The sequence below is a fragment of the Burkholderia sp. MR1-5-21 genome (genome assembly GCF_053427715.1).
This window is the reverse complement of the sequence record NZ_JBSAXD010000005.1, coordinates 360,470-385,658: the sequence shown is the minus strand read 5'-3', so window position 1 is coordinate 385,658 and position 25,189 is coordinate 360,470. Positions and strand designations below refer to the sequence as shown.

Sequence of the window (25,189 nt, the reverse complement as noted above, 5' to 3'; positions counted from 1 at the left end):
GAGTCTAGCAGTCGAGCTTTTAGTATGCGCTCAAGCGTCGAGTTATCACCTATCGTGAACAAGTCGTAAGCGAGCCGAAACCACGCTGCTCCACTTCCGATTTGAGAAGCTCTGGGATCATGACTTTTTCTTCGTAAAACCCTTTCACGATGGCTTACATAGGTATGCATCCATTGCATTGCGGGATGGCGTTGAGCCAGCGGCTTCTTTTCCTCAGCTTCCAGAAATGGTTCGCCAAAGAACAGTAGCGCGTGGTCGTGTATGACGTTTGTGAAGTCGTATGGATCGTCTTGCACCTGTCTGTAGAGACTACCACCCACGGCAACGATCCACTTATCGTCAAATCTACAGCACACGGGCATGCGAGCGTGCCCGTAACGTTCAATGAACGTGCGCTCCCTGTCTTTCAATTGAGCAAATCCTTTCTGCGCTTCCAACAGGAGTGATGCACCACCATCCGGCGCTGCTCTCGCTTGCCGGGCAAATTGCCCCACCACCTGTACCGCCGCGCTTGTCAATAAGGCGGCTTTCTTGATTTTGAAGGGAGGATCGTGTGGCATGTCGGTTTTGGGTCAATATTGAATAGGCAAAACGCAAACGAGACAGGACCTCTTCTTACTTGACAAGAGTATATGTCCGTAACCTCCACAAAGCTGCCATCGCGCTGTCGTAGGTCTGAAGGAACGTGAAGGGTCGACAGCACTCATCCTCTGGCAGTGACACCGGACGTTCGCAATAGCCGAAGGGCGAATGTCCGGAAAATGCCCTGTAGCTGCCTCACCAAGGCCGGTTTCTGAGTGTCCGCAAAGGCCGAGCACTTGCCGCTCAGCGCGAATGCATGAGACCACTCATATCCAGCAAACAGCCGTCGAGGCGGCGCAGATTCCACCCGCGGTAGAGAGATCGATCGTCGCCTGTCGTGCCGGTCGCTGCTGAGCCTGCAGGGCTCCACCCGGCCTGATTGAAAAGGGCCGATCCATCGGATTGATCGATCGCCATATCCTCCACGGGACAGTCGACAACTTGGAACTATACTGGGCAACTTGGAGGTTTCAATGAACGATCACGACAGGCTGCATCCACTACGTCCGTTCCTGAAGAATTGGGTTTGGGAGCATGGTCGAATCGGGACTCGCTATCTGGACTGCGTTGATGGCGAAATCAAGTTTGATGAAGGCAAGAAGTCGCATTTCGCGGCCGAGAAGTATATCTACGTGCCTCTTGGCAAGGGCACTGAAGACGATGCATCTGCGGATGGTCCGGCGATCCAGGAGGCCGGACTTGCCCGGTTTTTGCGGGCTGCGCAGTTGGGTACGCCAGAGGAAGCCGGTTCTGTAGCGGATGTTCAGCGCGCAGTGCAGGACTGCGTGGAGCTTGGCCTGTTCAGCGCATATCAATGGGAGGCTCGACAGGCATTTGCCCGATACGCCCAGGAACCCATGTTCGACTACGAGATCCGCGCGGCGGTTGTCGACGACATCCGGCGTATTTACGCCGGCATGCGGGAGCAACTGGCGCTGTACGATTTTAGTGTCCTCCACGGCTTGCCCATGCCGCTGCTTATCGGCGACACGCCCTTCATTGACTGGCGCATGCGCGCCAGTCCGGCACTTCCGTTTGTATCGCTTCCGCTGGGACCTTACTGCCTGCTGGTAGGCGCGCCGTCGGGCAGGAAAAGCCGAATCGGCCCAGTGGTCTGGAAGGCCGCTGCCGCGATGGGCCCGTTGAAGGACCACAACCGCCAGATCGAGGAGCAGGCACGTCGGTGGCTGGTAGCGACCACGGATGACCAACTCGTCGCCGCACAAAGCCGCATTGCTGCGGCCATGGGCGCCAGGCAAGGGGATGCGAAGCCCTGACCGAAGTCGACGGAAAGCAGACCGTCGGCGGCGGCTGAACGATTTCATCCGTTCGTTGCATCGACCGGTTGAATCCGCAAGGCAAAAATGCCCCGTCGAGCCCCCGCCTCACCAGACCGGCCTATGACTCAACGAAAGAAAGCATGGAAGGGACCGGTGGCACCGGTTCAGCGTCCGTCGTCCCGGCAATGGGAGTCAAGCGGTGTAACGAATACGAAGGCCATATGTCATATCGGCGGAAGTTCGGTGTCACACATAGAATCATTTGACTTTCTTCGGTATGGGAATATGCTTTGAACGCCAAGAATCACGATACCCGCTTCGCCGTGGAGTCAATGACTGACACAAGGAGCATCGCATGGCCATCACAAGGCAGGTCATCACCTCGCTACAACGCGACGGCACCGATATGCTGGGGACCAGGGTCTTGGCAATCAAGATTGCCGACGAGAGCATCGTTTCAGGCTCGCTGTTGACCGTGGAAAGCAATCACTTCTGCGTTCTGAAATCGCGCGGGGCTGTGCTCAACATCTATGAGACGGGTCAATACGCACTGACTACCCCCGATAAGCCGCTTCTGGGCTCGATTGCTCAAGGCTTTTTCGGCGGGTCCTCGCCTTGGGTTTTTGAAGTGATTTACGTCAATCGGTCGAAGCTCCTGATTCGGAACCAGGGGGTTGCCACGAGTGCAGAAATGGCCGAGATGGCTTACCAGGTCGACTATTATGTTCACATCGATACCAAGGAAGCGGCGCTCGACCTGATTGCACACCTGCCGTTCAACGGCAATTTCATCAATACCGAAGAAGTCGCCGAGTATGCGGGCCCCGCGATCGAACAGGCCATCAACCAGATCGTGCAGGTAACGAAAATGGAAAGCATCAATGAGCACATCACCGAAATAAGGGATTCGGTGAAGATGCACCTTTCCGACTTCCTGAAAACCTTCGGCATCTTACTGAACGACGTCAAGGTGTTGATCGTGCCGAAAGACGAGCGGATGCGCGAACTGATTTCGCTGCAGGCAATTGGACTCACGCCGATTGAGGCCGTTCGTTATTATCTTGCTCTGCGGATGGCCGAAAAAGGTCTCGTTTCCGCCCCCAACGCTGCGGCTGGGTTGCCGTTCCAGATCGGTGGTCCGGCTGCTGGAGTTTATCCGTTGGGGCCCGATACAGGGCTTTCCACAAATACCTAGCCATGGATTCGGGATTCTATGACGAAGGCGTACTCCGGCAAACTGCGATTAACTTGTTTTACGGCTGGGGGTACAACTTCTACAAGATCGAGAACCAGCTGCGCGCTGACGATCAGCTCGTGCGCAACAAGGCGGCATGGCTGCTCGGTATGGCGCGCTCGAGTGTGGAACGTGCTGATTCCGAGTACCGACGAGCGCGTTGTGGCACGCCGTCGCGCGAAAATCCATTTCCAGATCCTGCGGTCACGTTGGCATCCCAGCAGCTCGAACGTCTGGCTGCCGATATCGGCATGGTGGGTGGCCGGCTGCAATCGCAGCCGGTGCCGGAGAACGACCGCATGACACAACGCTACCGTCGCGAGGCAGATACGATCAAGGCTCTGATCGGTTGCGATGAGCGGCTCGTGGGGCAGTGCAATTTGCTGCACGCAATGCTGGATACGCGAAGTGGTGAATGGATGTTGGAACATCTGGGTGAACTTGGCCAAGGGCTGATGGCGATCCAGGAAACCCTGCGGCGCCGCGAAGCGGTACTGCTCGACCGTATGGAATAGGCGTCGTTCAGCCATGCCGTGCCGGATCCGCAAGAACGCGAATTGCCCGGCAGCCTGGATGCGTGCATTGACGAACGGCGGTTCGAAGATCCAAGGGCATGCGTGTCACGTGCCCGACGGGTCGTTGTGGGTCGACAGCACGCACTGGCTGCATTCGTGACTGTGGAGCTCCGAATGTCGGAACGCACGTTATAGACGCCTCACGCACGCCTTTGCGTGAGCGTCTGCTTCGGCCGACCACCCGTCAACGCCGATATCCCGCCGAGTGACCGCTGTACCCCGGAACTCGACGCCTGGGCTGTGACCGGCTGACCGGCCGAGATGGATCGGGTTCGGCCGACCGAGTCGGGCAGTGGCCGGCCAGTTACCGCCGTTGAACCGAACGAGATCGCTTAAATTCGAGCATCGGCTACGCGCTGACAAGGGACCGTCGACTAGCCCGGACAGACGACTCGCCGCGCGTCCGGCCATCGAGACTCGATCCATGTTTGCTCGCAGACCCGGCGCCGCGTGGATCGTTTGATCGGCTCGAAGTCCATCATTCGATACGAACTTGAAGCCTCACTGACGCCTCATGGATCTTGGCCGGGCTCCGCTGGAATTCTGCGGTTAGTGCCTGCCGTTGCAAACGCCAAGTCGGACACGGCAACGCTCGGAATTGGAACAGTTACGTTTCCTCGTCCTATACTGCTTCGGATCGTATCGATTTGGTCGCGCTCCACAGCGGTCGCCTGAAAGGTCGCCCGCCGTGAGGAGATGAGGAGGACGTCATGACCCAATCAGCCATCAAAATCGGAGTCATCGCCGAGCAGACCGGTCCGCTTTCGTTCATGGGGATCGCCGATGCCAACGTGGCGAAGATGGTGGTCGACGACATCAATGCGGGCGGCGGCCTGCTTAGCCGGCAACTCGAGCTCTGCCTCGAGGACGGCGCGACCATGGATAGCGTGGCAATGGCGAAGGCCACCAAGCTGATCGAGCACGATCGAGTCGACGTGCTGTTCGGCGGAATCTACAGTTCCACGCGACAGGCCATCAAGGTCCCCGTCAAGAAGAGCGGCAAGCTATACATCTACCCCGAGCAGTACGAAGGACAGGAGGCGGACCCGCTCATCTTCTGCACCGGCCCGGTGCCGGCTCAGCAGCTCGAGCCGCTCATTCCCTGGCTTATGCACACTACCGGCGCAAAGACGTTCTATCTGCCGTCGGCCGACTACATCTGGCCGCATGTGATGAACAGCAAGGTGCGTGAGCTGGTCACTGCGAACGGCGGCCAGATCGTCGGGGAGGAATACTATGCTCTCGATCACGGCGACTATCGCGATACGGCAGGAAAGATAACGGCCAGCAGTGCCGATGTCGTTTTCAACACGATCGTCCCGCCCGGCCTCACGCCGTTCTTTGAGGAACTCTACAATTCCGGCTTCCAGAAGCGTGGCGGGAAGCTCGTCTGCACCTACTTCGACGAGAACTTCCTCAATCTGGTACCGTCCGAGCGGGTCGAAGGTCTCTACGGCTGCCTCGACTATTACCAGGAGGTCGACGATCCGTTTAGCCGCGATCTGCTCGCCCGCTACGACGAGCTGTTCCCCGGCAGCGCGCAGTTCACCGCCGGCAGCGCCTGCTCCGGTCTCTACCGCGGCATGAAGCTCTGGGAGGCTGCTGTGCGTGAGGCGGGCACCGTCGACCAGGACAAGGTGATCGCGGCACTCGACCACGCGAAGATCGCGCAAGGCCCCGGCGGCCCGGCGGAAATGGTACCCGGGCAGCATCACGTCCGCATGAACATGTACATCGCCCAAGCGACGGGCGGCCGGTTCAAGATTGTCAAAAAGCTGGGCGCCATTGATCCGAAAGAGCAGATCATCAGTGGTCTTTGAGACTATGCGACCCGGTAAGACCGCTTCACCTGCGACGCTCGCATCGTGCAGCACGTCTGCGCCGGCCCGCACTTGAGCGCCGCACGGCAGGCAGGCGGCTCTCGTCGCCTGGCCCGGCCTCCCAACTGCAAGCGGGCGAGCGGCCGCCGCCAGCAGGCGTCCCTCACACGTCGGCGGGCTTGTGCGGCGCGCGCCCCTTGTCGGCTTCCTTCGACTGGACATCGCAGTTCACTCCCAGTGCCTGAGTCATCTGCGACATCTCCCCGATATCCTTACGGCCATGCGATTTCCGCCAGGCAGTCAATGACGCCCGTTTTGTCAGCATTAGCACCGTCATTTGGAATAAAGACCTGCGACTCGGGGGACGGAGGATAGCTGATGTTGTTGTCGTTCACGCCGCACTGCGCGCTCTGCCCGGGGCCGATGACGATCTCGGCGCCGACCTTCAGGCGGCACTGCGTAACGCGATCGAGACGACTCCAGCTCGGGCAGATCTCATTTTTCGCTCGATAGGCCTCAATCGGCCCGGCCGGCGGGCTGAAGCTCCACCAGTTCCCGTACTGGCTCCAGGTCTTGGCTGAATCCCACACGCGGTAGACGGTGAGCGGTTGCGTTACTTTGTATACCTTTCCCTCGCACAATCCGCCCTTTTCCGCCTGACCCACTGCTCTGCCGAGCAACGACGGATCGCTGACCTGCTCGAGCCCATAGGGCGGCTCGATCGTTCCGACACATTGAGAATTGGAAGCACTCGACGAGATGGCTTCCCCCGGGAGCGGCGCCGACGACGTACAGCCACCGAGTGCGAGCGCAACGATACTTATCGACCATCCTTGCCACGAGACTCGATCGATCAATCGCACCAGGGCATAACGGGATCTCACGACTGTAGATGCAGTGTTGTTCATGACTTGTCGATCCTCTGGTCGCATACGAAAGGAAGGTGCCCACGTTAATAGTAGGATGAATGCGACACATCCGGAAGCTGATTAAATGGCCCGCGTCGAGCCGCTCTATGCTTTTCGCATGGATGGTGCTGCGGCTTGCGCCGCTCAGTGGCGTCGGACCGGGGCCGGCCATGACCGGCCGTTCGACAACTCTGCGTAGGTCGTTGACAATCGCCCGTGACATTGCGGAACTGGATCAAAAAACAACGATCGCATCGAGCCGTTCCTTGAGGCTTGTCCGGCGCCTGCCCGAACGCTCGGCGACGTACCGGGTCTGCGGTACCGCACGGGTATCGAACAACCCCGATACGGCGTTCCTCGTGAAAGCGGGCGAGAGGCGTTGAGGGATGGGCCGTCCCCGGATTACGCGGCTCAAACGCCAACGTTCCCTGTAAGGCCAGGGCACCGTTTCAACCGTGAAGCATTTTGGCTCGAAATGTGCGTCGCCCGACAAATTCGAACCTGGGAAGCCTTGCCTTGTCTGCTTCGGCGCGATTTTTGCGTGGTACTGGAATCGGAATATCGAAGCTGTTGATTCTTGGCAATGCATTGCACAGAAATGGCAGGAGTGCTCAAAGGCTGCCTCTGCACTTTTCCGGAGGGGCATTGTCACCTTGAAGGAGAACCCCATGAAATGGCTTCTCGTCTCGCTGGCATTGATCGCGGCCATGTGCTCCGCGGCATCGCAAGAAGCCGTGAAGGTGATCAAGGCCGATGAACTCGTATGGAAGGACCACCCGTTTTTCAAGGGGGTGAAAACTGCCGTATTGTTAGGCGATCCGGCGAAGGCCGAGACCATCGTCATCCGCAACAAATTTCCCCCGAACTATCGTGTCGCACCGCATACGCACCCCTATACCGAGATCATCACCGTAATCAGCGGTCGGGTCGGGCACGGCACGGGGGAAAAGTTCGAGGCCCAAGGCGAGATGTTTGGGGCAGGAACCGTCTTCGTCTTGCCCCCTGATCACGCCCATTATGTCTGGACGGGGAACGAGCCAGCGATTATCCAAGTTCAGTATGTTGGGCCTAGCGGAATCCACTTCATCAATCCCGCTGACGATCCGCGCAATCAGTAGCGGGCGCGGACATGTCGCCTCCCCTAAGCTCTGTCGTTGAACGACTGCTTGTGCGACACGTGAGCGGCCGAATCGGGTACGGCTAGGGCCGACCGCATCGGGCGGTAACCGGCCACAAACGGCCGTTCGACACAGCTTTTTAGATCGTCGACAATCGGTGCAGATAAGGGCGTAGCCTTTAGCGGTTACCGTCGATCAGATCGTTCAGCAGCGCATCGAACGCGGCCTGTGCGTCTTCAAGTTCCTGCAGGGCGGCATCAAAGGTTTGCAGCGCGAACGGCGAAGGCTCGCCGCTGCCTTGCGGCGGAAATTGCTTCTGCATCGAGGCGAACGTACTCTGCACGCGCAGCGTGGCGGCCACCATGCGCTCCATCGCCTGGGTTTCTTCGGCTCGGGCCTGTTCCGGATTCATTCCACTCTCCTTGGATGGTTTTCTTGAAGACCAGATCGTACACGCTGTGTCCGTTCTTGCCGCCCTTGGCAGAACGACTCCGTTGAAGGTTCCAACGGCACGCTGCGCGAGAAGCGATTTAATCGGGAATGATTCCGCAGTCGCGCCGAGGCCAAGATACTCATCGAGCGTGGCTACAAAATCCCACCGCAGGTCACAACGATTGGCCGCTTTGGATGAATCTGAAGGGCCGTTCAGGGTCGGGTATCGCCCGCCACGGACGATGCAGACTGATTCTCCCTTCCATTGAAAGGAGAGTCGTCATGGAAGCGACTATCAACTACGGCGCGCGGTGCATGCCGTGGAACAAAGGCAAGTTGACGGGCCAGAAGCTGCCACTGAAACTCAAGGAAATCTGGGCGATCAGTATCCGCCTGCAGCTAGCGGCAAGAACACGTGAGCTCGCGATGTTCAACCTGGCGATCGACAGCAAGTTGCGAGCGTGCGACCTGACCCGATTGCGCGTGCGCGATATCTGTGTTGGCTCTCGTGTGGTGCCACGGGCAACGGTAATGCAGCAGAAGACCCAACAGCCGGTGCAGTTCGAGATCACCGAGCAGACCCGTGAGAGTGCCGAGGCGTGGATCAGGGCGGCTGGACTGTCGTCGGGCGACTTTCTGTTCCCTAGCCGCATCCACGGATCGCCGCACATCTCGACGCGACAGTACGCCCGTCTTGTTCATCGTTGGATACGCTCGATCGGTCTCGACGACGCTGCTTACGGAACGCATACAATGCGTCGGACCAAAGCGTCGCTGATTTACCGGCGCACGAAGAATCTCAGGGCGGTACAGTTGCTGCTCGGTCATACGAAGCTTGAGAGTACCGTTCGATATCTTGGCATCGAGGTCGACGATGCTCTCGAGATGGCAGAACAGACCGACGTTTGATGTACCCTGGGTCGGACGGTGCTCGGTCGCTGCCCGGCCATGAAGGGACATTCGGCGATCAGATCATAGATCGTCGACAACGAACAACATCTCTCCCGACATTCACCGCAGGTAGCATGGTGAAATCCGCGATATGCAAATCGACAGTAAGCACTCGATCATGGCCGTCATTGCAAATCTTCAACGATACAAAAACGAGGGGAAAGCCGTGTCAGTTATCGAGACCTTGATGGAAACTGCAGTTGCTGATGTTGATCAATTGCGTGTAATGGATACACAAGGAGACGACTTTGGCATACCTCGCGAAGTCGATTTTTGCCTGATCGCACCGTCTGCCGAGAAGGCATCGATCGTTTCGGGTTTCATTAACGACTACCAGTACGGCCGCGCTTCGGTGCAACAAGTCGACGACCATTTTCGCGTCCTAGTCTTCATCCATATGCCAGTTCTCCAGCACAATATTTTAGCTGTGTCGGGATTCATGACGTGTATCTCTGCGTTTTTCGGGCTGACCTACGATGGTTGGGGGTGCGTCGTTCAGAAACGCAACTGAAAACATTTCTCGACGTATTGCCGCCGTCGCAGTCCGGCCATCAAGCGACGTTCGTTTCTGCCAGCTTCTGGACGTTCGGGCGACCGCTTCGCTTGGACAACGGACCTTTTCATGAGGATGCCGGGATTTCTCGAGCCTGAAGGCGAGTCCAGGGAGCCTCGAAAGGCAGGATCGTTGAGACTGCCGGGACTGTCGTCCCGCGAGGCCGTGACAGGCTGATGGTACCTGCCAACATCGACAGGTTGTTCCGATGTACTGCCTGCGCCATCATTTGTGTGATCATTGCGAGCCTACACCTCTTGCGTTCCGTGCAATCCAGGTAGCGCCGCCGCGCGTCCAATTCCAACCCGCAGCGGCGTAGGAGGCCAAGAATCGGCTCATTCGCAATGACTACCTTCCGCAGCGCGACGACGAGGCGACGAACCATGACATCCAGCATACTCGAGCAAATGCAGGTCAATCTTACATTGGCCTATGTCCTTAACAACGCAGCAACCGACAAATTCGGGCGCGAAATCCCGCATCCAACTGACACGCAGGTCAAAAAGATCATCGTGGATCGCCTGAACGGATCAAAGATGACCCAGAACAATCAGTTCGAAATTGTTTGGGGGCCTGCCATCGTATCGGATCCGAATGGCGATGTTGCCAATGTCACTGTCGTCTTGCAATCGGCGGGTAGTGGCGAATATTCAGTAGTGACAAGCGGCACCGATTTCAAATCCCCGCTTGATGTTCTGGGCGATTTTTCGTATGGAACCCTTGAGCCATTCAGCGCGTATGTGCCGGACTGCCCGCCGGACGCATGCATATCCGCGGGTACGAACGGAGCGTTGTTCAACGTACTGACCACGGCTGATTCAAGTCAGCTAAAGCTCGCCGACTTCCTGAGGACTGTGCAACCGTCATCGGTAGTCAACGTGGTCGGGCACAGCCTCGGAGGAGCGCTGGCATCCGCGATCGTGTTGTACCTGAAGAATCAGAGCGGCTTGCAGACTCAGACGTACCACTGCCAGACGTTTGCCGGCCCGACAGCAGGCAACGATGTATTCGCCGACTATTTCAACGGACAAATGCGAGGCCGTGCGGCACGCATATTCAATTCGCGGGATATCGTGCCGATGGCATGGAATGCGGACAGCATTCTGAATGTGAAAACCGTCTATAGCGATGCCGGCATTGACCCCCATCTGGATTTGAAGCTTGCTGTCGATGCGATCAGCCTTGCTACAAGGCCTCTGAATTACACCCAATGGGGAACGTCCGATCCTTCAGGACCCGTGACGCCTGTGATGCAGTACAAGCTTGACGGGGAGGTTAAGAATGACATTCGGGATTTCCAGATGCAGGTTGGCTATCAGCATATCTACGGATACATGACCTGCCTGGATATGGCCCTTACCGACATAGACATCCCCGCGTCGAGCACCGGGGACACGAAGTAAGTCTCCAATGAATCGGTGATGGCTGCGCATGTCTTAAGTGGCGTAAGAACGCGCGTACAAAGGCCAAACCAAGGGTAAAACGCTAGCGGAAAGTAGTACGAAGCAAAAACAATAAGATAAAATTGCACGCAATGTGAAAGCCCGCTTCGGCGGGTTTTTTTATGCTCGGTTTCTGTCGGACGCGATTCGAACCGCATGTGGGCGACCGGGGCAAAGCGGAGACCAATGAGGCGGGTGATCCGGACGGTGCCTACGGCCGTTGGCGCGCACAGACTATCGCCGATCAGCGAACGGCCGCAATGGCGTTGGTAGCCGCCGTCGATATGTCATGGGATCGACGGTCCGCTTCGGGTCGAACTCGGCCGGACGCGGCCGATGCGGCGGCCATTTGCGAGGCGGTGACGCGACCCAGCATGCGTTTCGTGCTGACCTAAGCCGGTACTATGAAGTCTATAGCTGGCCTTTGGTCCGGCGATGGTTCTCGGTACGGCATTGGCCGAGACAGACGGCAACCGAAGTGGACTATGACGCTCTGGTCAGGAGCGTGGTTGAGCTCATTCCAGAAGTCGAAGAAGCATTGCTATGTGGCAAGTGCAATAAGCATGTACGTCTAATTGAGGCGTGATTTGCGCTCGCGAAGCGCCCGCTGAACTCATGGGTCGCGGTCGTCTTGACCGAAGGCAGATGGCCGAGGCCGGCCACATGCAGCCGTCCCGAGCCCGCGGGCCGTCGTCCGCTTCAGCGCCGAAGTTCGGTCATTCGAACGTCGGTTCAAGAATGGCCATCAGTCGTCTAGCCGGCTTCGACAACGAACATGGTTGCTTGCTGGGCTTCCCGGCGCTCGGCCTTGATCGGCGCATACCGCTCGGAATTGTAGAAGGCCAACGCTTGCGCCAGGGTTGGAAACTCGAACACGCCAGCCATTGGTAGAGGAGTCTCATTACCTTCCAGAACCTGCACAACAGGACCGAAATGCAGAATCCGCCCACCCGCTTCTTCCAAAGCCGCCTGAAAGCGAGGAGCGAGCGCTGCCTGCTTGGCGGGGTCGATGACACGTAGATTGACGTGCACGTATGCTGGCATGACATATCTCCCAATAATGTATATACAGTATAATTTGCGTATTCTAGGATTGTCGAGGGCGCGAACATGAGCGGGCTTGATCCAGAATCTTTGAAGAACGTCGCCGCAGAATGTCCGGGCTTTCAGGCGCGTGCGACGGCGCGTGCAGTCACGCGCTATTACAACGCCTGCTTCAGACAGTTCGGGCTGACAGCCGAGCAATTCAGCCTGCTGGTCGGGATCGGGGCGGCCGAGGGGGCGACACTCGTTGATCTCGCGGTGAGCGCGGGGGTCGATGCGACCACGCTCAGCCGAAATGTTCAGAACCTTGAGGGGCGAGAATTGGTGCGCTCCGAAGGCGGACGTGGCCCCGCAGGAAAGCGGCTCAGCTTGACGAGCTCTGGGCGTCGCCTCCTGCTGGCTGCCTTTCCGGTGTGGAAATGGGCCAAATCGGAACTGTCCCGTCACCTGGGCGAGAAAGGACTTCGATCAGCAACGCAGGCAATGGCAGAGTTAGCGAGGGCGGCAGAAGCTTCATCTTCTGTTGCTCTTGAACCGTCGCCACAAGCCTCCCGTTAAACGAGGCAAGCAAGGAGCGCTTTCCGACACATCGCGGTCATTCGCCCGCGTTCGACGTCTGCCCGCTTCAAATCTCCCACGAAGTCGCTGCGTCAGCGCTTGCGGAATGAACCTTGGCCGTCGGCCCGGATGCGATACGTCATACGTCTGTCAAGCGGCTCGATAAAGCCTGCCGGCCGATGTCGAGCAACGCGGCTAACAGGAGGGCGGCCGGGACGCATAACGCGGTGTCGTGGAGGCGGTGCGTGGTCAAGCCACCCATCACGGCGCCGAACGCAAAACTGAGGCTGATCGCACCGAGCACGATCGCATCATGCAAACTCGCGCTGGCGCGTCCCGATATCGTCGATTCAAGAAACAGTTGTATGCATCGCCGCAGATTGCTGGTGGTCATCACCGACGTGTAGCTCACGTTCCCGGAATGCGTGAAGAACATCGTTTGCAGCGTCGCGACAAACGAGATGCCCGGTATCAGCCAGAACTCGGGCAGCCCCGTCAGCGACGCCATCCCGAGAAACATGATTTCAAACACCAGCGAAGCGATTGCCGGATGGCGGACCCAGCGCGGCGTCATCAGTTGCAGGAGATGCGCTGCCAGTATTCCGCACGCAAAGCCGACGATCGGCGAAATATGTCTTGTTGCCTGCTGCCAGTCTCCAGCGGCCAGATTGACTGCCAACAACACGATGTTGCCGGTCATCGAGTTCGCGAATACCCGGCCGTGTCCGATGTAGGTGAACGCGTCGAGAAAACCGCCCGACAAACTCAGTAACACCGCCACATTCAGACGTGTTTTCGCTGCTTCAATGTCCATTTCTGTGCTCGCATGCTCGTTGAATGACGGGTAGTTCGATCGCAACCCCGTCTCCGCTTACTCGTGTGCGACGTACGGCGTCACCATCTTCTTCGGATCGACGATCCTGTCGAACGCCGCCTCATCGACGAAGCCGGGCTTTAGCGCGGCTTCCTTCAGCGTGAGGTCGTTGTCGTACGCGTAGTGCGCGATCTTCGACGACTTGTCATAGCCGATGACCGAATTTCATCAACCGGCCATTACCCGAGGGTTTCAAACACAAGCGGAATCGGTTGCAAATGAAATGGTTCGATCGCGCATGCGCGCAATGGGCTCGACGATCGGATCGCGGTCGCGATCAAAGATGCCGGGGCCGCGCGAGCAGGCGCGTTCCCCAGCGAGGCGCTTGTCGGACAGGAGGGGCGGCGTCCGGGTTTCATTTGTAACGATGCGCGGCGACGCCGAAACAGCTGCGTGACTTTCCGCCGCTTTAATGCCGACAGGCGGTGCGGCGGCGCGAGCGCTTGTGGTTCCGCCCCGAGCTGCACGGGGATATGAACCAGCCAGGTCATATCCCCGTGCAGCAAACGCCATATGGTCTGTCCGGTGTTTGCCCACGGTGGATTGCTCACACGGCTGGCCGCTCGATAACGCTCCCAGGATCTGATTCCATGACTGCTTCAATACGGGCTGTTCTACGGCGACTGACTGGTTCCGGGGTGCTGCTCCACATGCCTATGGGCGACGTGTTGCGGGGCGGCATCGTATGCGCGACGCCGGCGGTGCTGGCGGCAGTCTCGCACACGCCGCTTTTGAGCTGGTCTGCGATTGCGGCGTTCTGGACATGTTTCTGCGACCCGGGCGGCAGCAGGCGAACCAGACTCCGCTTCGCTTTGGCGTTTGGCGCGGCTGGAGCGGTCGCTTCGGGCCTGGGGGCGTGGGTGGGAGCCTGGCCGCCGCTTGCGTTGGTGCTCGCAGCGTTGACAGGTTTTGCGGGTGCATTCGCTGGAGTCAAGGGTCCCAAAGTCGGTTTGTGCGCACTGCTGGTGGCGACCGACTTCGCGGTATCGGTTGCATTTCCGGCTGGCGATCTCTCTCGTGCCGTCGCGTACGGTGCCTACTTCCTCTATGGGAATCTGTGGGCGGTGGCGTTCGCCATACTGCTGTGGCATACCGATCCATTGTCGCCCGCGCGGCGGGCGGTCGCCGTCTGTTACCTCGAAATGTCCAGGTTTGCCGGGAAGCTATCGCGCGACCTGGCGGGGACCAACAGGGATGGCGGCGCTCATGGAGCCTGGCGGGTCAGGATCCGCGAACTTCTGGAGACTGCCCGCAGCGCAGCAGCTTCGGCGGGGCAAGGACCGGAGAGCGGTGCTGGAAGCCGATGGGCCATTGAACTTGCTTTCACAGCGGAACAGTCGTTTGTCGCGCTGGTCGCTCTCGAAGGTCTGCTGGCGCCTGGTCCCGGCGGCGAACCAACGCCACGCTGGCTGCGCGGCGGTATATCGGCAGCCCTCGCGGAGTTGGACGACCTTCTCGCTGCGCTCGGGCCTTGTTTTGCCTCTCCCGGCAGGGCAGCGCGGGGGAATTTTGCGCTACGGCTGCGCCGGTTCGATGCGTCTGTCGAGCGCTTGGAAATGTGTCACCGCGGAATTCATGCGGCACGTCGACAAGGAATCAACGGTGTGTCCGTAACGGCGGCCCTCCGCCAGGTGAGCCGTGCCGTTCATCACCTCATCGAGACTGCCGAAATCGCCGACAGCAGCAAATTCCGCACGTCGGCCGCTGCTTTGCGTCGGGTCGCGACGTCGCGCCGCGATAGCGTGCTTTGGGACGATCTGGTCGCGAACTTCAACTCAGGATCCATCTGGCTCCAGCATGCAATTCGTGTCGCGCTGGCCAGCGCATTATCCGTCGCACTCGTCCAGCGTTTCACTCCGAACCATGGCTACTGGCTGAGCCTGACCGTGCTGTTCCTCGTCCAGCCGAACGTTGCCATGACGTTGAAGCGCTCCGCACATCGTATCGCCGGCACGATGTGCGGAGCGCTTGTTGCGGCCGCTTTGGGTTACTTCATCCACTCGCCGCTGCTGCTGGCCCTGGCGGTGCTGCCACTGGCGATAGGTACGCTGGCGGCGCGTTCGGTCAGCTACTGGGCCTACGCGCTGTTTCTCACCGCACATTTCATCCTCGTCGCCCAGCTTGGCCAGCCCAGCGGGTCGGAGCTCCTGCTCGCGCTTGCTCGTGTGTGCAACAGCGTGGCCGGGGCGGCGCTTGCGATCGCCATTTCGATGCTCGCGTGGCCACGCTGGGAGAAGCACCGTGTCACGCATGCCCTGGCTGCCGCCATCGAAGCGGCGGCGACCTATGTCACGGAGGCATTGCGTGCTGCGGGAGGTTGCACGGTTACGGACGCCAGCCTTCACGATTTGCGACGCAACGCATGCATGGCGGTAGACGCGGCCGAGGTCTCGTTCCACCAGATGCTGATCGAGCCGCGAGCCGAAGCGCAGCTCGCCGACTCGGCGACAGAAGTTGTCCGCACCCTCAGATCGGCAATTGGGACTGCAACCCTGATCGAGGTGTCGGATGAGATGCACAACGACCGATCCAGCGCGGGGCCCCTGATCGAATTTGCTGGAAACGTTCGTGATGAAATGGCCCGCAGTGCAGCGATTCTGAGCGGCAAGTCGCCGAAACAAAGCAGTCCTACCGAGCCTGCGACTGACCAGATGAATGAGGATCTCGTGCCCATGCCGCTGCAGTACACGCTGGAGAAGATTTCATGGGACGTGAAGACGCTACGAGAAGTTGCATTGGGTGGCCGCTCATTGGCGTAAGGACTGCGTCGTCCTGTTTCCGTTGTCGCACCAGAGCCTTGGCCTCTATTTCAGTTGTAACGTTCGGCGTCAGCGGTGAAACAGTTGCGTGACCTGCGGCGGTTTTAATAACCACATGCGGTGCCTGCGGCAGACTCGCCCGGCCGCCTCGCAATGCGTTGAAAAGCGGTATTTCGACTATGGAAACCAAAACAGATATTCTCATCATCGAAGACGATCCGTTCATGCGCGATCTGGTTGCACTGTCGCTGCGGGACGCCGGATATCGCGTCTGCGAATGCACGGGGCAACGCGCGCAATATCTTCATGAAACGGTCTCCGCGAAGGTCATCGTCGTCGATCTGAACGAGCCCAGGCACAGTTCGACGAAGACCATCGAGGCGTTGCGCGTGCGCTTTCCGGCAGCATCGATCATCGCGATTTCGGGCTACTTCGGGGCCGGGGCCGCAACGGCCGAGGCGGCGATCCAGCAGCTCGGCGTGGACCGGGCGCTCGCAAAGCCGTTCGATTTCAACGAGCTCGTCGCTTCAGTCAGGGCGTTGCTCGAGCCGATTGCGAATGACTGAACCCTCCGTGAAGAGGTCCGACATGATCGATACGGAACGAACGAAACGCAGCGCCGCATGGCCGGCCAGATACTGGCTCATCGTGCTAGGGGGCGGTCTGCTGATCGTCCTGCTATGGATCGGCGCGGCGAGCGACATCATGCGTTCGCGCCGGCTCACGCTTGCGTACAACGATCGCGAACTGTCGAGTCTCGTGAGCGCGCTCTCGGAGCAGGCCGCGCGATCGCTGCAAGGGGTCGGATTTATCCTGGGCCGCACGTCCGTGTGGACACTCGACCCGAGACGCGCGCAGACATCGCCCGACGAGGCCCGGATGTTCCTGCGCGAAGAGATCGACGGTGTGCCGCAAATCCGCCAACTCGAAATTTTCGATTCGTCCGGCGACCGGGTTGCGACGACATTCGCAACGGTGAAATCGGTGAACGTCGCGGGCCGGGCATACTTCCAGCAACTGCAGCGGGCGACCGGTAACGCAGAGGTGATCAGCGAGCCCATCGTAAGCCTGATCGACGGCGCACCGACGTTCGCGGTCGCGCGGCGGCTCGAAGACGCACACGGACGCTTCAGAGGCATCGTCCTCGCGCTGATCGAGGACGAGTATTTCCGTAAATTCTACGAACAGGTGAATCTCGGCCCCGGCACTGCGATCCGCCTGCGGCGCACGGACGGGGCCCCCGTCGTAGTGTTGGAAAACCGTCCGGCGGACCGGCCGTCACAGCGCATCCTCTCGGTGCAAAGGGCCGTACCCGGCTTTCCGCTCGAGGTCGAAGCCACACGCGACGAAGGCGTTGCACTCGCGACGTGGCGCACGTCGACGATCGATGAGCTGATCGGCGCCGCTGCGCTGTCGTTGTTCGTCGCGGTGCTCGCAATCGCGCTCGTCAGACAGCTACGTGCCCTGAGGCAGGTCAACCGGCGCCTGCAGTCGAGCCAGCAGCACTGGCGCGCAGTATTCGACAACGCGCCGGTCGGCATCCTCCTGCTGCGTCCTCACGATTACTACCTGGCCGCCAACCCCGCATTCCAGCGAATGGTCGGCTATTCGGTGGCTGAGCTCGCGCAATTGAGGGCCGTGGATATCACCCATCCCGACGATATCGAACTGACGCAAGGGCACATCGACCAGCTGCTGCGCGGCAAGCACGACAGCATCCGGTTCGAAAAGCGTTATCTGCATCACGACGGTCATGTGATCTGGACTTACATGAACATAGCCCGCGTGACGGTGTCGACGGAGTCGTCTGATCGGGCATCGCCGCTGCTCGAGGAGGTGCTCGTCGCCACCGTCGAAGACGTGACGCAGCAACGTGAGGACGAAGAGGCGCGTCGGCAGCTCGAAAGCCAGCTCCGGCAGTCGCAGAAGCTCGAGGCGCTCGGCACGTTCGCCGGCGGCATCGCCCACGACTTCAACAACATCCTCGGCGCAATACTCGGCTACGGGGAGCGGGCGCTAACTGCCGTCGCGGAGGGCACGCCAGAGCGGCGCTACGTGGAGCAGGTGCTGAGCGCCGGCGATCGCGCACGATCGCTCGTCGAGCGCATTCTGACATTTAGCCGCAGCGGGATAACGACGCGGCTGCCCGTTCATCTCCAGCCGGTCGTAACGGAAACGATCGAACTGCTGAGCGTCAGGTTGCCGGAGGCGATTCGGCTTGAGGTTCAACTGGATGCGCGGGACGCGTTCGTCGCCGGCGATCCGGCACATATGCACCAGGTCGTGATGAACTTGTGCAGCAACGCAGTTCATGCGATGCCCAACGGCGGCACGCTCCGCGTCGAACTGGCGCTACAGCGCCTGGAGGCGCCGCGATCGCTTTCGCACGGTGCAGTCGGCTCGGGTGAGTTCGTCCGGCTCACGGTGCAGGACACCGGCGTCGGCATTGCGCCCGATTTGCTTGAACGGATCTTCAATCCATTCTTCACGACGCGCAAAGCCGGCGAAGGAACGGGGCTGGGTCTCGCGCTTGTCGAGGGCATCGTTCGGGAATATAGCGGTGGGGTCGACGTGCGAAGTGTCGTCGGTGAAGGCACGCGCTTTGACGTATATCTGCCGGTGATCGATGCCGTAGCGGTGTCTGCCGACCAACGCGGAGCGGATCTGCCGCACGGCGACGGACAGACGGTGCTGCTGGTCGATGACGAAGAGGCGCTTGTGACGCTTGGCGAAGAAATTCTTGCCGAACTCGGCTACGAGCCGGTCGGTTTCGTTTCGAGCGAGGCCGCATGGCAAGCGTTCGACGCGGATCCCGAGCGTTTTGATGCGGTCGTCACGGACCAGACGATGCCGAACCTGTTGGGTATCGAGCTGGCGTCACGGATTCACGCGGTGCGTCCGGACATCCCGATCATTCTTTCCAGTGGATATAGCAGTGCAGCACTGGAACGCGACGCGAAAGAAACTGGCGTCTCTGATGTCTTGCGCAAGCCACTTCGGCAAGCCGATCTTGCGTGGGCGTTGAGCCGCGCGTTTTCGCGGCCGGACAATGAAAGGTCCGGCTGACGGGTAATCGGCTACGGACCGGAAAATCACGCCGGTAGTCTACGACGCAGTGATTTCAGTTTATTGAATTGAGAAGCGGGGAACGTGTTCTAGTGCGTTCTTCCGGGTTTCACCAGAACCGGAGGTGTTGTCAGTCATGAACCTTAGGCACTTTGGATTATTCGTAATGCTAAGGAATTAGCTGAATTTCAACCGAGCTGCGGAACGTCTTCACGTCGCGCAGCCTGCGTTGAGCCGGCAAATCGGCTTGCTGGAACAACGTCTCGGCACCCAACTGTTCGACCGTAGCGCCCGTCCGTTGCGAACTGAGATCGAGACGGGCACGCGCGGGCAGTCAATCAATCGTTATCTAATGGAGAATTGCAATGTCAATGACAGTAGCGGATCAGTTTGTCGAAGTACTGGTAGCAGCAGGCGTCAAACGGGTGTACGGCATCGTCGGCGATAGCCTCAACGGCTTGACCGACGCGATCCGCCGTCACGGCGGTATCGAGTGGATCCATGTGCGACACGAAGAGGTTGCCGCCTTCGCCGCGGGTGCCGAAGCACACCTGACGGGTTCGCTCACGGTCTGTGCCGGCAGTTGTGGCCCGGGCAACCTTCATCTGATCAATGGCCTGTTCGACTGTCATCGTTCTGGCGTTCCGGTGCTGGCGATCGCTGCGCATATCCCGTCGCGGGAAATCGGCAGCGGCTACTTTCAGGAAACCCATCCGGAGTCGTTGTTCAAGGAGTGCAGCCACTACTGCGAACTGATCTCGAGCGCCAACCAGATGCCGCGCACGGTGGAAATCGCGATTCGCGAGGCGACCGGCAAGCGCGGCGTGTCAGTGGTCGTGATTCCGGGCGACGTCGCGTTGCAGCAGGCGGTGGATGCGCCGCCGCCCTCGCCAGCGGGTTTGTTGCCGCCGCAGGCGGTCGTCACACCGGCCGAAGCCGATCTCGACCGGCTGGCCGAGATTCTCAACGGGCAGGGTCGTGTGACCATGTTGTGCGGTTCGGGCTGCGCGGGTGCACACGACGAAGTGGTGGCGCTAGCCGAGCGGCTGAAAGCGCCGATCGTCCATGCGTTGCGCGGCAAGGAGCACGTCGAATGGGACAACCCGTACGACGTAGGCATGACCGGCCTGATCGGATTCTCGTCGGGCTACTACGCGATGCTCGATTGCGACCTGTTGCTGATGCTGGGAACGGACTTTCCGTATAGCCAGTTCTATCCCCGCAAAACCGGCACCCGCATCGTCCAGATCGACATTCGCCCCGGCAATCTCGGGCGCCGCACACCGCTTGATCTGGGCATCGTCGGCGACGTGAAGGCGACGCTCACGGCGCTCCTGCCGAAGCTGCGGGAGAAAACCGACGCTGCGCATCTCGCGCAGGCGCAGCAGCACTACCACAAGGCGCGGAAGGATCTCGACGCGCTGGCGCAGGCCGGTGCCAGGACGTCGTTGATCCATCCGCAGCAGGTTGCCAAGGCAATCAGCGACCATGCAACGGAAGACGCCGTGTTTACGTGCGACGTTGGCCTGCCGACGGTGTGGGGGGCCCGCTACCTTGCGATGAACGGCAAGCGCCGGCTGATGGGGTCGTTCTGGCATGGCTCGATGGCCAATGCAATGGCGCAGGCGATTGGCGCACAGGCGGCCTTTCCCGACCGCCAGGTCATCTCGATGTCGGGCGACGGCGGCTTCGCGATGCTGATGGGCGATTTCCTGAGCCTGGCCCAACTGGGTCTGCCGGTGAAGGTCGTGGTCTTCAACAACGGTGCGTTGGGCTTCATCGAACTCGAACAGAAGTCCACGTCGTTCGTACCGATCGGCACCGACCTGGCCAATCCGAATTTCGCCGCCATGGCCGAAGCCGTCGGAATCCGCGGCATCCGGCTCGAAAAGCCGGACGACGTCGAGCCGGGCATTGCCGCGGCGTTCGCCCATGACGGTCCGGTACTGGTCGACGCGGTCGTCAACCGGATGGAACTGGCGATGCCGCCTGCGATCAACCTCGACATGGCGAAGGGGTTCTCGCTCTACATGGTCAAGGCGATCCTCAACGGCCAGGCGGATCAGGTGATCGATCTCGCGCAAACCAACCTGTGGCGCTAGGAGGCGAGATGGACACGACCGCGCTCATGCCGACTGGCTGAAGATCATCTTCAGCACGGTCGTCTGGGTGCGGTTTCCTCATATGTTGCTGGCGGCTTACCTCACCGGGGCGTTCTGTGTGGCTGCGACCGGTGCGTGGTACATGCTGCGCAGGATGTGTCCGGCCGAAGCACGCATCATGCTGCGCATGGGCCTGCTTCTCGCGGCTATCCTCGTGCCGGTTCAACTGCTAATCGGTCACCTGGTCGGCGATTACGTGCACCGCTACCAGCCGGTCAAGTTTGCCGCGATCGAGGGGCGCTGGCATGACGAACAGCCGGCGTCCGAAGTCCTGATTGCGTGGCCCGATGCGATACATGAAAAAGAACGACTAAGCGGTCTCGGTGCCGGTGCTCGGCAGCCTGATTGGATCGATGTCCCTGGACTCGAAGGAGGGCGGGCTAACTGACTTTGCACGCAGCGACCGTCCGCCGATCGCCATTCCATTCCTTGCGTTCCGGGTGATGGTGGGGTGCGGTCTCGGCATGCTGCTCGTTGCCTGGGGCGGCACCTTGCTGTCGCTCAAGGAGCACTTGCTGCGGCGGCGCGCACTGCTGTGGACGGTATTCATGAGGAGCAGTGAAGCTGCGTGTGAGCGCCATGGACGCCCGTGCATGGCGCGCGCTTCGGGTTGCGCGTCGGAACGAACGGTCGTTCATGTATGCGACGCGGCCGGCCAGATTACGGATGTAGCGCAATGCGCGCGGTTTGCAATCTGTCAGCAACCGCGGAGCGAGAAACTTCATCGCAAGTCGAACTTGCCATGAGGTATCGAGATGCAGCCGCTCCTTTCCGTTGTGACCCACCTGCGCCATCGCGGCGCGACACCGTCAAGCTCCCCAGACCGCCGGTTTGCCCGACCGCTTCGCGCGGCGCTCATGACGCTCAATGCCGCCGCGGCATCGTCATCCGAGCAAACGTTTCTGATCTGGAGCGCACTCGCATTCGCGGTGCCACAGCTTCTCGCCTATCTCGAGGCGTTCCGTGCCGCGCTGGCGGCAGGTTCGTCTCGTTGGAACTAATCCTTGCCGCTGGAGACATCATGAAAGTCGCCTTGTTCGTTCCATGTTTCATCGACGCATTCTTTCCCGATGTCGGCGTCGCGACGCTCGAACTCCTCGAGCGCTTCGGTTGCGACGTCGATTACCCGCTCGAACAGACCTGCTGCGGTCAGCCGATGGGCAACAGTGGCTGCGAGCGGGACGCCGCCGCGACCGAAGCGCTGTTCGTGAAGAACTTCTCCGGCTACGACTACATCGTCGCGCCGAGCGGAAGCTGCGTGCACCACGTGCGCGATCATATGACGGCAGTCGAATCGACAGCGGAAAGCAGGGCGGTGCGCGCCAATACCTACGAGCTGGTCGAGTTCCTGCACGACGTGTTGAAGGTCGACGCGCTTCCGTGGGCGGAGTTTCCGCATAAAGTCGGGCTGCATAACAGTTGTGGAACGTTGCGATCGCTGCGCACCGCAAAGATGTCGGAGATTGACGAGCCGTTCTTCTCGAAACCGCTATCGCTGCTGAAGAAGGTCAAGGGAATCGAGTTCGTTACGCCCGAGCGGCCTGACGAATGCTGCGGATTCGGCGGCACGTTCTGCGTGACCGAGGAACCGGTCTCTGCGCGGATGGGCTATGACAAAGTCCGCGATCACAAGCAGGCCGGCGCCGAATACATCGTATCCGCGGATTCGTCATGCCTGATGCACCAGAAAGGCTGCTCGGAGCGGCTCGGCCTTGGCCTGAAGTTCATCCATATCGCACAGATCCTCAATGGAGCCCGCTCATGAAACGTGTCGACCACGTAAAGGCGTCGCGCGAATTTATCGCCGACGAAAAGCACATCGAGTTCCACGACAAGCGCCTGTGGACTCTGCGAACCTTGCGAGACGAGGCCGCGCACGGCATCGAAGAATGGGAGCATTTGCGCTCGCTCGCTTCGGGCATCAAGGAACATACGCTGACGCATCTTGCCGATTACCTTGAAGAATTCGAGCAGAACGCGACGAGGAACGGCGTGATCGTGCACTGGGCCAAGGACGCTGAAGAGCACAACCGGATTGTCTACGACATTCTCAGCAGTCACAACGCGAAGACGCTCGTCAAAAGCAAGTCGATGCTCACCGAGGAATGCGGGATGCGCGAGTACCTCGAACCGCGCGGCATCACGGTCGTCGAGACCGACCTGGGCGAACGGATCCAGCAGCTCGATCACGAGCGCCCCGCGCACATCGTGGTGCCGGCGGTTCACAAGCTCGCATCCGACGTCTCCAGGGTTTTTTCGAAGACGCTCGGCACCGATCCGGACAACAGCGACGTGCATTACCTCGCCGAAGCGCAGCGCGACGCGACCCGGCCGCTGATCCTGAACGCCGAAGCCGGGATGACCGGCTGCAATTTCGCGGTAGCGGAAACTGGCGGCATCACGGTGTGCACGAACGAAGGCAACGCCGACCTGAGCGCGAACGTGCCGCCTCTGCACATCGCGTCGATCGGCATCGAGAAGCTGATTCCGAAGCTCGAGCATCTCGGCGTGTTCATCCGCATGCTGTCGCGTAGCGCGCTCGGCTCGCCGATCACGCAGTACACATCGCACTTCCGTGGGCCGCGCAAAGGCGGCGAAATGCATTTCGTGCTGGTCGACAACGGCCGTTCGGCACGGCTTGCAATGGACGACTTCTGGTACTCGCTGAAGTGCATCCGCTGCGGCGCCTGCATGAATACGTGTCCGGTCTACCGGCGCAGCAGCGGCCTGAGTTACGGCGGTGTGTATTCCGGTCCGATCGGCGCGATCATCAATCCGACTTTCGATCTGAAGAAATACAGCGCGCTGCCGTTTGCTTCGACGATGAACGGTAGCTGCACGAATGTCTGCCCGGTCAAGATCAACATCCACGAACAGATCTACAAATGGCGCCAGATTGTCGCCGAGCAGCACGAGCTGCCGTTCGTCAAGACGCAGGCGATGAAAGTCGCGGGCAAGGTACTGTCCGAGCCGAAGCTGTACCGCGCGGCGATCAAGGCAGCGGACACCGCTGTCGCGAAGTTGCCGCGAGCCTTCATCTACAACCCATTCAATGCGTGGGGCAAGCAACGGGAAGTGCCGGAGGCCCCCGAGCAAACCTTCCGCGATTGGTACCTGAAAAAGAGGAAAGCAAAATGAGCAGCCGAAACGCCATTCTCGCAAGCCTGCGCGCCGCGCAGCGCACACCCACTTTGCTGCCGGACGTGCCGATGTTCGATGCCGGTTTGCCGCCGGCGCTCGGCAGGTTCAAGGAGACGTTTGCACAGATGGGCGGCATCTGGGCGGAAATGCCCGCTGACGGGGACGTCGACGCGCTGATCCGGGCGCGCTTTCCGGACGCGAAAGTGATCTGCTCGGCCGTGCCCGAAGTGGCCGGTACGCGGCGAATCGACGAAGTCCGCGATCCGCATGAACTGAACGACGTCGATGTCGGCATCGTGCGGCCGCGGTTTGCGGTTGCCGAGACAGGGTCGATCTGGCTCAGCGAACTGCAATATCAGGTCAATGCGCTTGGCTATCTGTCACAGCATCTCGTTGCGTTGCTGGATCCGGCCGACATCGTCGGCAATCTGCACCACGCGTATCACCGGTCCGACTTCTTCGCTGCGAACTATGCGGTGCTGATGAGTGGACCCTCGGCGACGGCCGATATCGAGGGGGTCCTGATTCGCGGCGCACAGGGGATCCGGTCTTTGACGGTGATTCCGGTTGCGCGTGACGGCGGCTGACGGATGCCGGCGCGCATGGGGTGTGCTGTCGCAATTGGTATGAACCTTGATCCGGCAGTACCCCGCACCCCCAACGTTGGGCATCCGTTCAAGCCTCGGGGGT

At 60.0% G+C, this 25,189-nt stretch carries 26 protein-coding genes and 1 pseudogene; 21 read left to right on the top strand and 6 right to left on the bottom strand.

All coding sequences use genetic code 11. The annotated features are described in order from the left end of the window. Positions 1-560: hypothetical protein (locus tag ACV229_RS10275; RefSeq protein WP_448082995.1), on the bottom strand; the 560-nt coding region annotated here is incomplete at its 3' end. 495 nt (positions 561-1,055) lie between these two features. On the opposite strand from ACV229_RS10275, the gene ACV229_RS10270 reads away from it, so the two are divergent. From ACV229_RS10270 to ACV229_RS10255, 4 genes are all read left to right on the top strand, one after another. Next, positions 1,056-1,859, top strand: coding sequence for a hypothetical protein (locus ACV229_RS10270; RefSeq protein WP_448082994.1), 804 nt, complete (start codon positions 1,056-1,058; stop codon positions 1,857-1,859). Positions 1,860-2,217: 358 nt separating this feature from the next. Further along, positions 2,218-3,057, top strand: coding sequence for an SPFH domain-containing protein (locus ACV229_RS10265; RefSeq protein ID WP_448080661.1), 840 nt, complete (start codon positions 2,218-2,220; stop codon positions 3,055-3,057). Positions 3,058-3,059: 2 nt separating this feature from the next. Beyond that, positions 3,060-3,611 (top strand): hypothetical protein, encoded by a 552-nt coding sequence (locus ACV229_RS10260; protein ID WP_448082993.1) that lies wholly within the window; start codon positions 3,060-3,062, stop codon positions 3,609-3,611. Between the two features lie 770 nt (positions 3,612-4,381). Continuing rightward, on the top strand, positions 4,382-5,491 hold the full coding sequence (locus ACV229_RS10255) for a substrate-binding protein (RefSeq protein WP_448082992.1): 1,110 nt from the start codon (positions 4,382-4,384) through the stop codon (positions 5,489-5,491). A gap of 272 nt (positions 5,492-5,763) precedes the next feature. Here the strand turns inward: ACV229_RS10255 and ACV229_RS10250 are convergent, their stop codons facing one another. Beyond that, positions 5,764-6,399, bottom strand: coding sequence for a hypothetical protein (locus ACV229_RS10250; protein WP_448082991.1), 636 nt, complete (start codon positions 6,397-6,399; stop codon positions 5,764-5,766). Positions 6,400-6,506: 107 nt separating this feature from the next. Here ACV229_RS10250 and ACV229_RS10245 point away from each other — a divergent pair, with 107 nt between their 5' ends. Continuing rightward, on the top strand, positions 6,507-6,782 hold the full coding sequence (locus ACV229_RS10245) for a hypothetical protein (protein WP_448082990.1): 276 nt from the start codon (positions 6,507-6,509) through the stop codon (positions 6,780-6,782). Positions 6,783-7,067: 285 nt separating this feature from the next. After that, positions 7,068-7,517 (top strand): cupin domain-containing protein, encoded by a 450-nt coding sequence (locus tag ACV229_RS10240; RefSeq protein WP_448082989.1) that lies wholly within the window; start codon positions 7,068-7,070, stop codon positions 7,515-7,517. 178 nt (positions 7,518-7,695) lie between these two features. Here the strand turns inward: ACV229_RS10240 and ACV229_RS10235 are convergent, their stop codons facing one another. Next, positions 7,696-7,929 carry a hypothetical protein gene (locus tag ACV229_RS10235; protein ID WP_011549124.1) on the bottom strand — a complete coding sequence of 78 codons (234 nt, stop codon included), beginning with the start codon at positions 7,927-7,929 and terminating at the stop codon, positions 7,696-7,698. A gap of 302 nt (positions 7,930-8,231) precedes the next feature. Between ACV229_RS10235 and ACV229_RS10230 the strand changes: the two genes are divergently transcribed. The 3 genes from ACV229_RS10230 to ACV229_RS10220 all read left to right on the top strand — a co-directional run bounded on the left by ACV229_RS10230 (position 8,232) and on the right by ACV229_RS10220 (position 10,856). Continuing rightward, positions 8,232-8,858, top strand: a complete 627-nt coding sequence (locus ACV229_RS10230) for a tyrosine-type recombinase/integrase (protein WP_448082988.1) — start codon at positions 8,232-8,234, stop codon at positions 8,856-8,858. A gap of 160 nt (positions 8,859-9,018) precedes the next feature. After that, positions 9,019-9,411 (top strand): ribonuclease E inhibitor RraB, encoded by a 393-nt coding sequence (locus ACV229_RS10225; protein WP_448082987.1) that lies wholly within the window; start codon positions 9,019-9,021, stop codon positions 9,409-9,411. Between the two features lie 425 nt (positions 9,412-9,836). Continuing rightward, a complete protein-coding gene (locus ACV229_RS10220) occupies positions 9,837-10,856 on the top strand; it encodes a lipase family protein (protein WP_448082986.1) in 1,020 nt (339 codons plus the stop codon). 792 nt (positions 10,857-11,648) lie between these two features. On the opposite strand, the gene ACV229_RS10215 is transcribed toward ACV229_RS10220, so the two are convergent. Beyond that, positions 11,649-11,939 (bottom strand): DUF1330 domain-containing protein, encoded by a 291-nt coding sequence (locus tag ACV229_RS10215; protein ID WP_448082985.1) that lies wholly within the window; start codon positions 11,937-11,939, stop codon positions 11,649-11,651. Between the two features lie 66 nt (positions 11,940-12,005). On the opposite strand from ACV229_RS10215, the gene ACV229_RS10210 reads away from it, so the two are divergent. Further along, the gene (locus ACV229_RS10210; RefSeq protein ID WP_448082984.1) at positions 12,006-12,497 is read left to right on the top strand and encodes a MarR family winged helix-turn-helix transcriptional regulator; all 492 of its coding nucleotides are present in this window, start codon (positions 12,006-12,008) and stop codon (positions 12,495-12,497) included. A gap of 139 nt (positions 12,498-12,636) precedes the next feature. Here ACV229_RS10210 and ACV229_RS10205 read toward each other — a convergent pair whose 3' ends face one another. Then, the gene (locus tag ACV229_RS10205) at positions 12,637-13,311 is read right to left on the bottom strand and encodes a YoaK family protein (RefSeq protein WP_448082983.1); all 675 of its coding nucleotides are present in this window, start codon (positions 13,309-13,311) and stop codon (positions 12,637-12,639) included. A 57-nt stretch (positions 13,312-13,368) separates the two neighbouring features. Next, positions 13,369-13,527, bottom strand: a complete 159-nt coding sequence (locus ACV229_RS10200; protein WP_448083019.1) for a hypothetical protein — start codon at positions 13,525-13,527, stop codon at positions 13,369-13,371. A 500-nt stretch (positions 13,528-14,027) separates the two neighbouring features. On the opposite strand from ACV229_RS10200, the gene ACV229_RS10195 reads away from it, so the two are divergent. From ACV229_RS10195 to ACV229_RS10145, 11 genes and pseudogenes are all read left to right on the top strand, one after another. Beyond that, positions 14,028-16,130, top strand: a complete 2,103-nt coding sequence (locus tag ACV229_RS10195; RefSeq protein WP_448082982.1) for an FUSC family protein — start codon at positions 14,028-14,030, stop codon at positions 16,128-16,130. Positions 16,131-16,288: 158 nt separating this feature from the next. Beyond that, a complete protein-coding gene (locus tag ACV229_RS10190) occupies positions 16,289-16,696 on the top strand; it encodes a response regulator (protein ID WP_448082981.1) in 408 nt (135 codons plus the stop codon). 22 nt (positions 16,697-16,718) lie between these two features. Further along, positions 16,719-19,196, top strand: a complete 2,478-nt coding sequence (locus tag ACV229_RS10185; protein WP_448082980.1) for an ATP-binding protein — start codon at positions 16,719-16,721, stop codon at positions 19,194-19,196. A 181-nt stretch (positions 19,197-19,377) separates the two neighbouring features. Next, positions 19,378-19,500, top strand: a pseudogene (locus ACV229_RS10180) (helix-turn-helix domain-containing protein); the annotation flags it as partial. 61 nt (positions 19,501-19,561) lie between these two features. Beyond that, entirely contained in the window at positions 19,562-21,298 is a 1,737-nt protein-coding gene (gene poxB / locus ACV229_RS10175; RefSeq protein WP_448082979.1) for a ubiquinone-dependent pyruvate dehydrogenase, read from the top strand. A 67-nt stretch (positions 21,299-21,365) separates the two neighbouring features. Then, positions 21,366-21,746, top strand: a complete 381-nt coding sequence (locus tag ACV229_RS10170; RefSeq protein WP_448082978.1) for a cytochrome ubiquinol oxidase subunit I — start codon at positions 21,366-21,368, stop codon at positions 21,744-21,746. Next, entirely contained in the window at positions 21,712-22,104 is a 393-nt protein-coding gene (locus ACV229_RS10165; RefSeq protein WP_448082977.1) for a cytochrome ubiquinol oxidase subunit I, read from the top strand. Before ACV229_RS10170 ends, ACV229_RS10165 begins: the two co-directional genes overlap by 35 nt. A 9-nt stretch (positions 22,105-22,113) precedes the next feature. Continuing rightward, positions 22,114-22,359 carry a hypothetical protein gene (locus ACV229_RS10160; protein WP_448082976.1) on the top strand — a complete coding sequence of 82 codons (246 nt, stop codon included), beginning with the start codon at positions 22,114-22,116 and terminating at the stop codon, positions 22,357-22,359. A gap of 20 nt (positions 22,360-22,379) precedes the next feature. Continuing rightward, positions 22,380-23,123 (top strand): (Fe-S)-binding protein, encoded by a 744-nt coding sequence (locus ACV229_RS10155; protein ID WP_448082975.1) that lies wholly within the window; start codon positions 22,380-22,382, stop codon positions 23,121-23,123. Next, positions 23,120-24,496 carry a lactate utilization protein B gene (locus ACV229_RS10150; protein ID WP_448082974.1) on the top strand — a complete coding sequence of 459 codons (1,377 nt, stop codon included), beginning with the start codon at positions 23,120-23,122 and terminating at the stop codon, positions 24,494-24,496. The genes ACV229_RS10155 and ACV229_RS10150 overlap by 4 nt, the downstream gene beginning before the upstream one ends. After that, complete coding sequence (locus ACV229_RS10145; protein WP_448082973.1) at positions 24,493-25,086, top strand: LutC/YkgG family protein; 594 nt, start codon at positions 24,493-24,495, stop codon at positions 25,084-25,086. The genes ACV229_RS10150 and ACV229_RS10145 overlap by 4 nt, the downstream gene beginning before the upstream one ends. Positions 25,087-25,189 lie beyond the last annotated feature (103 nt).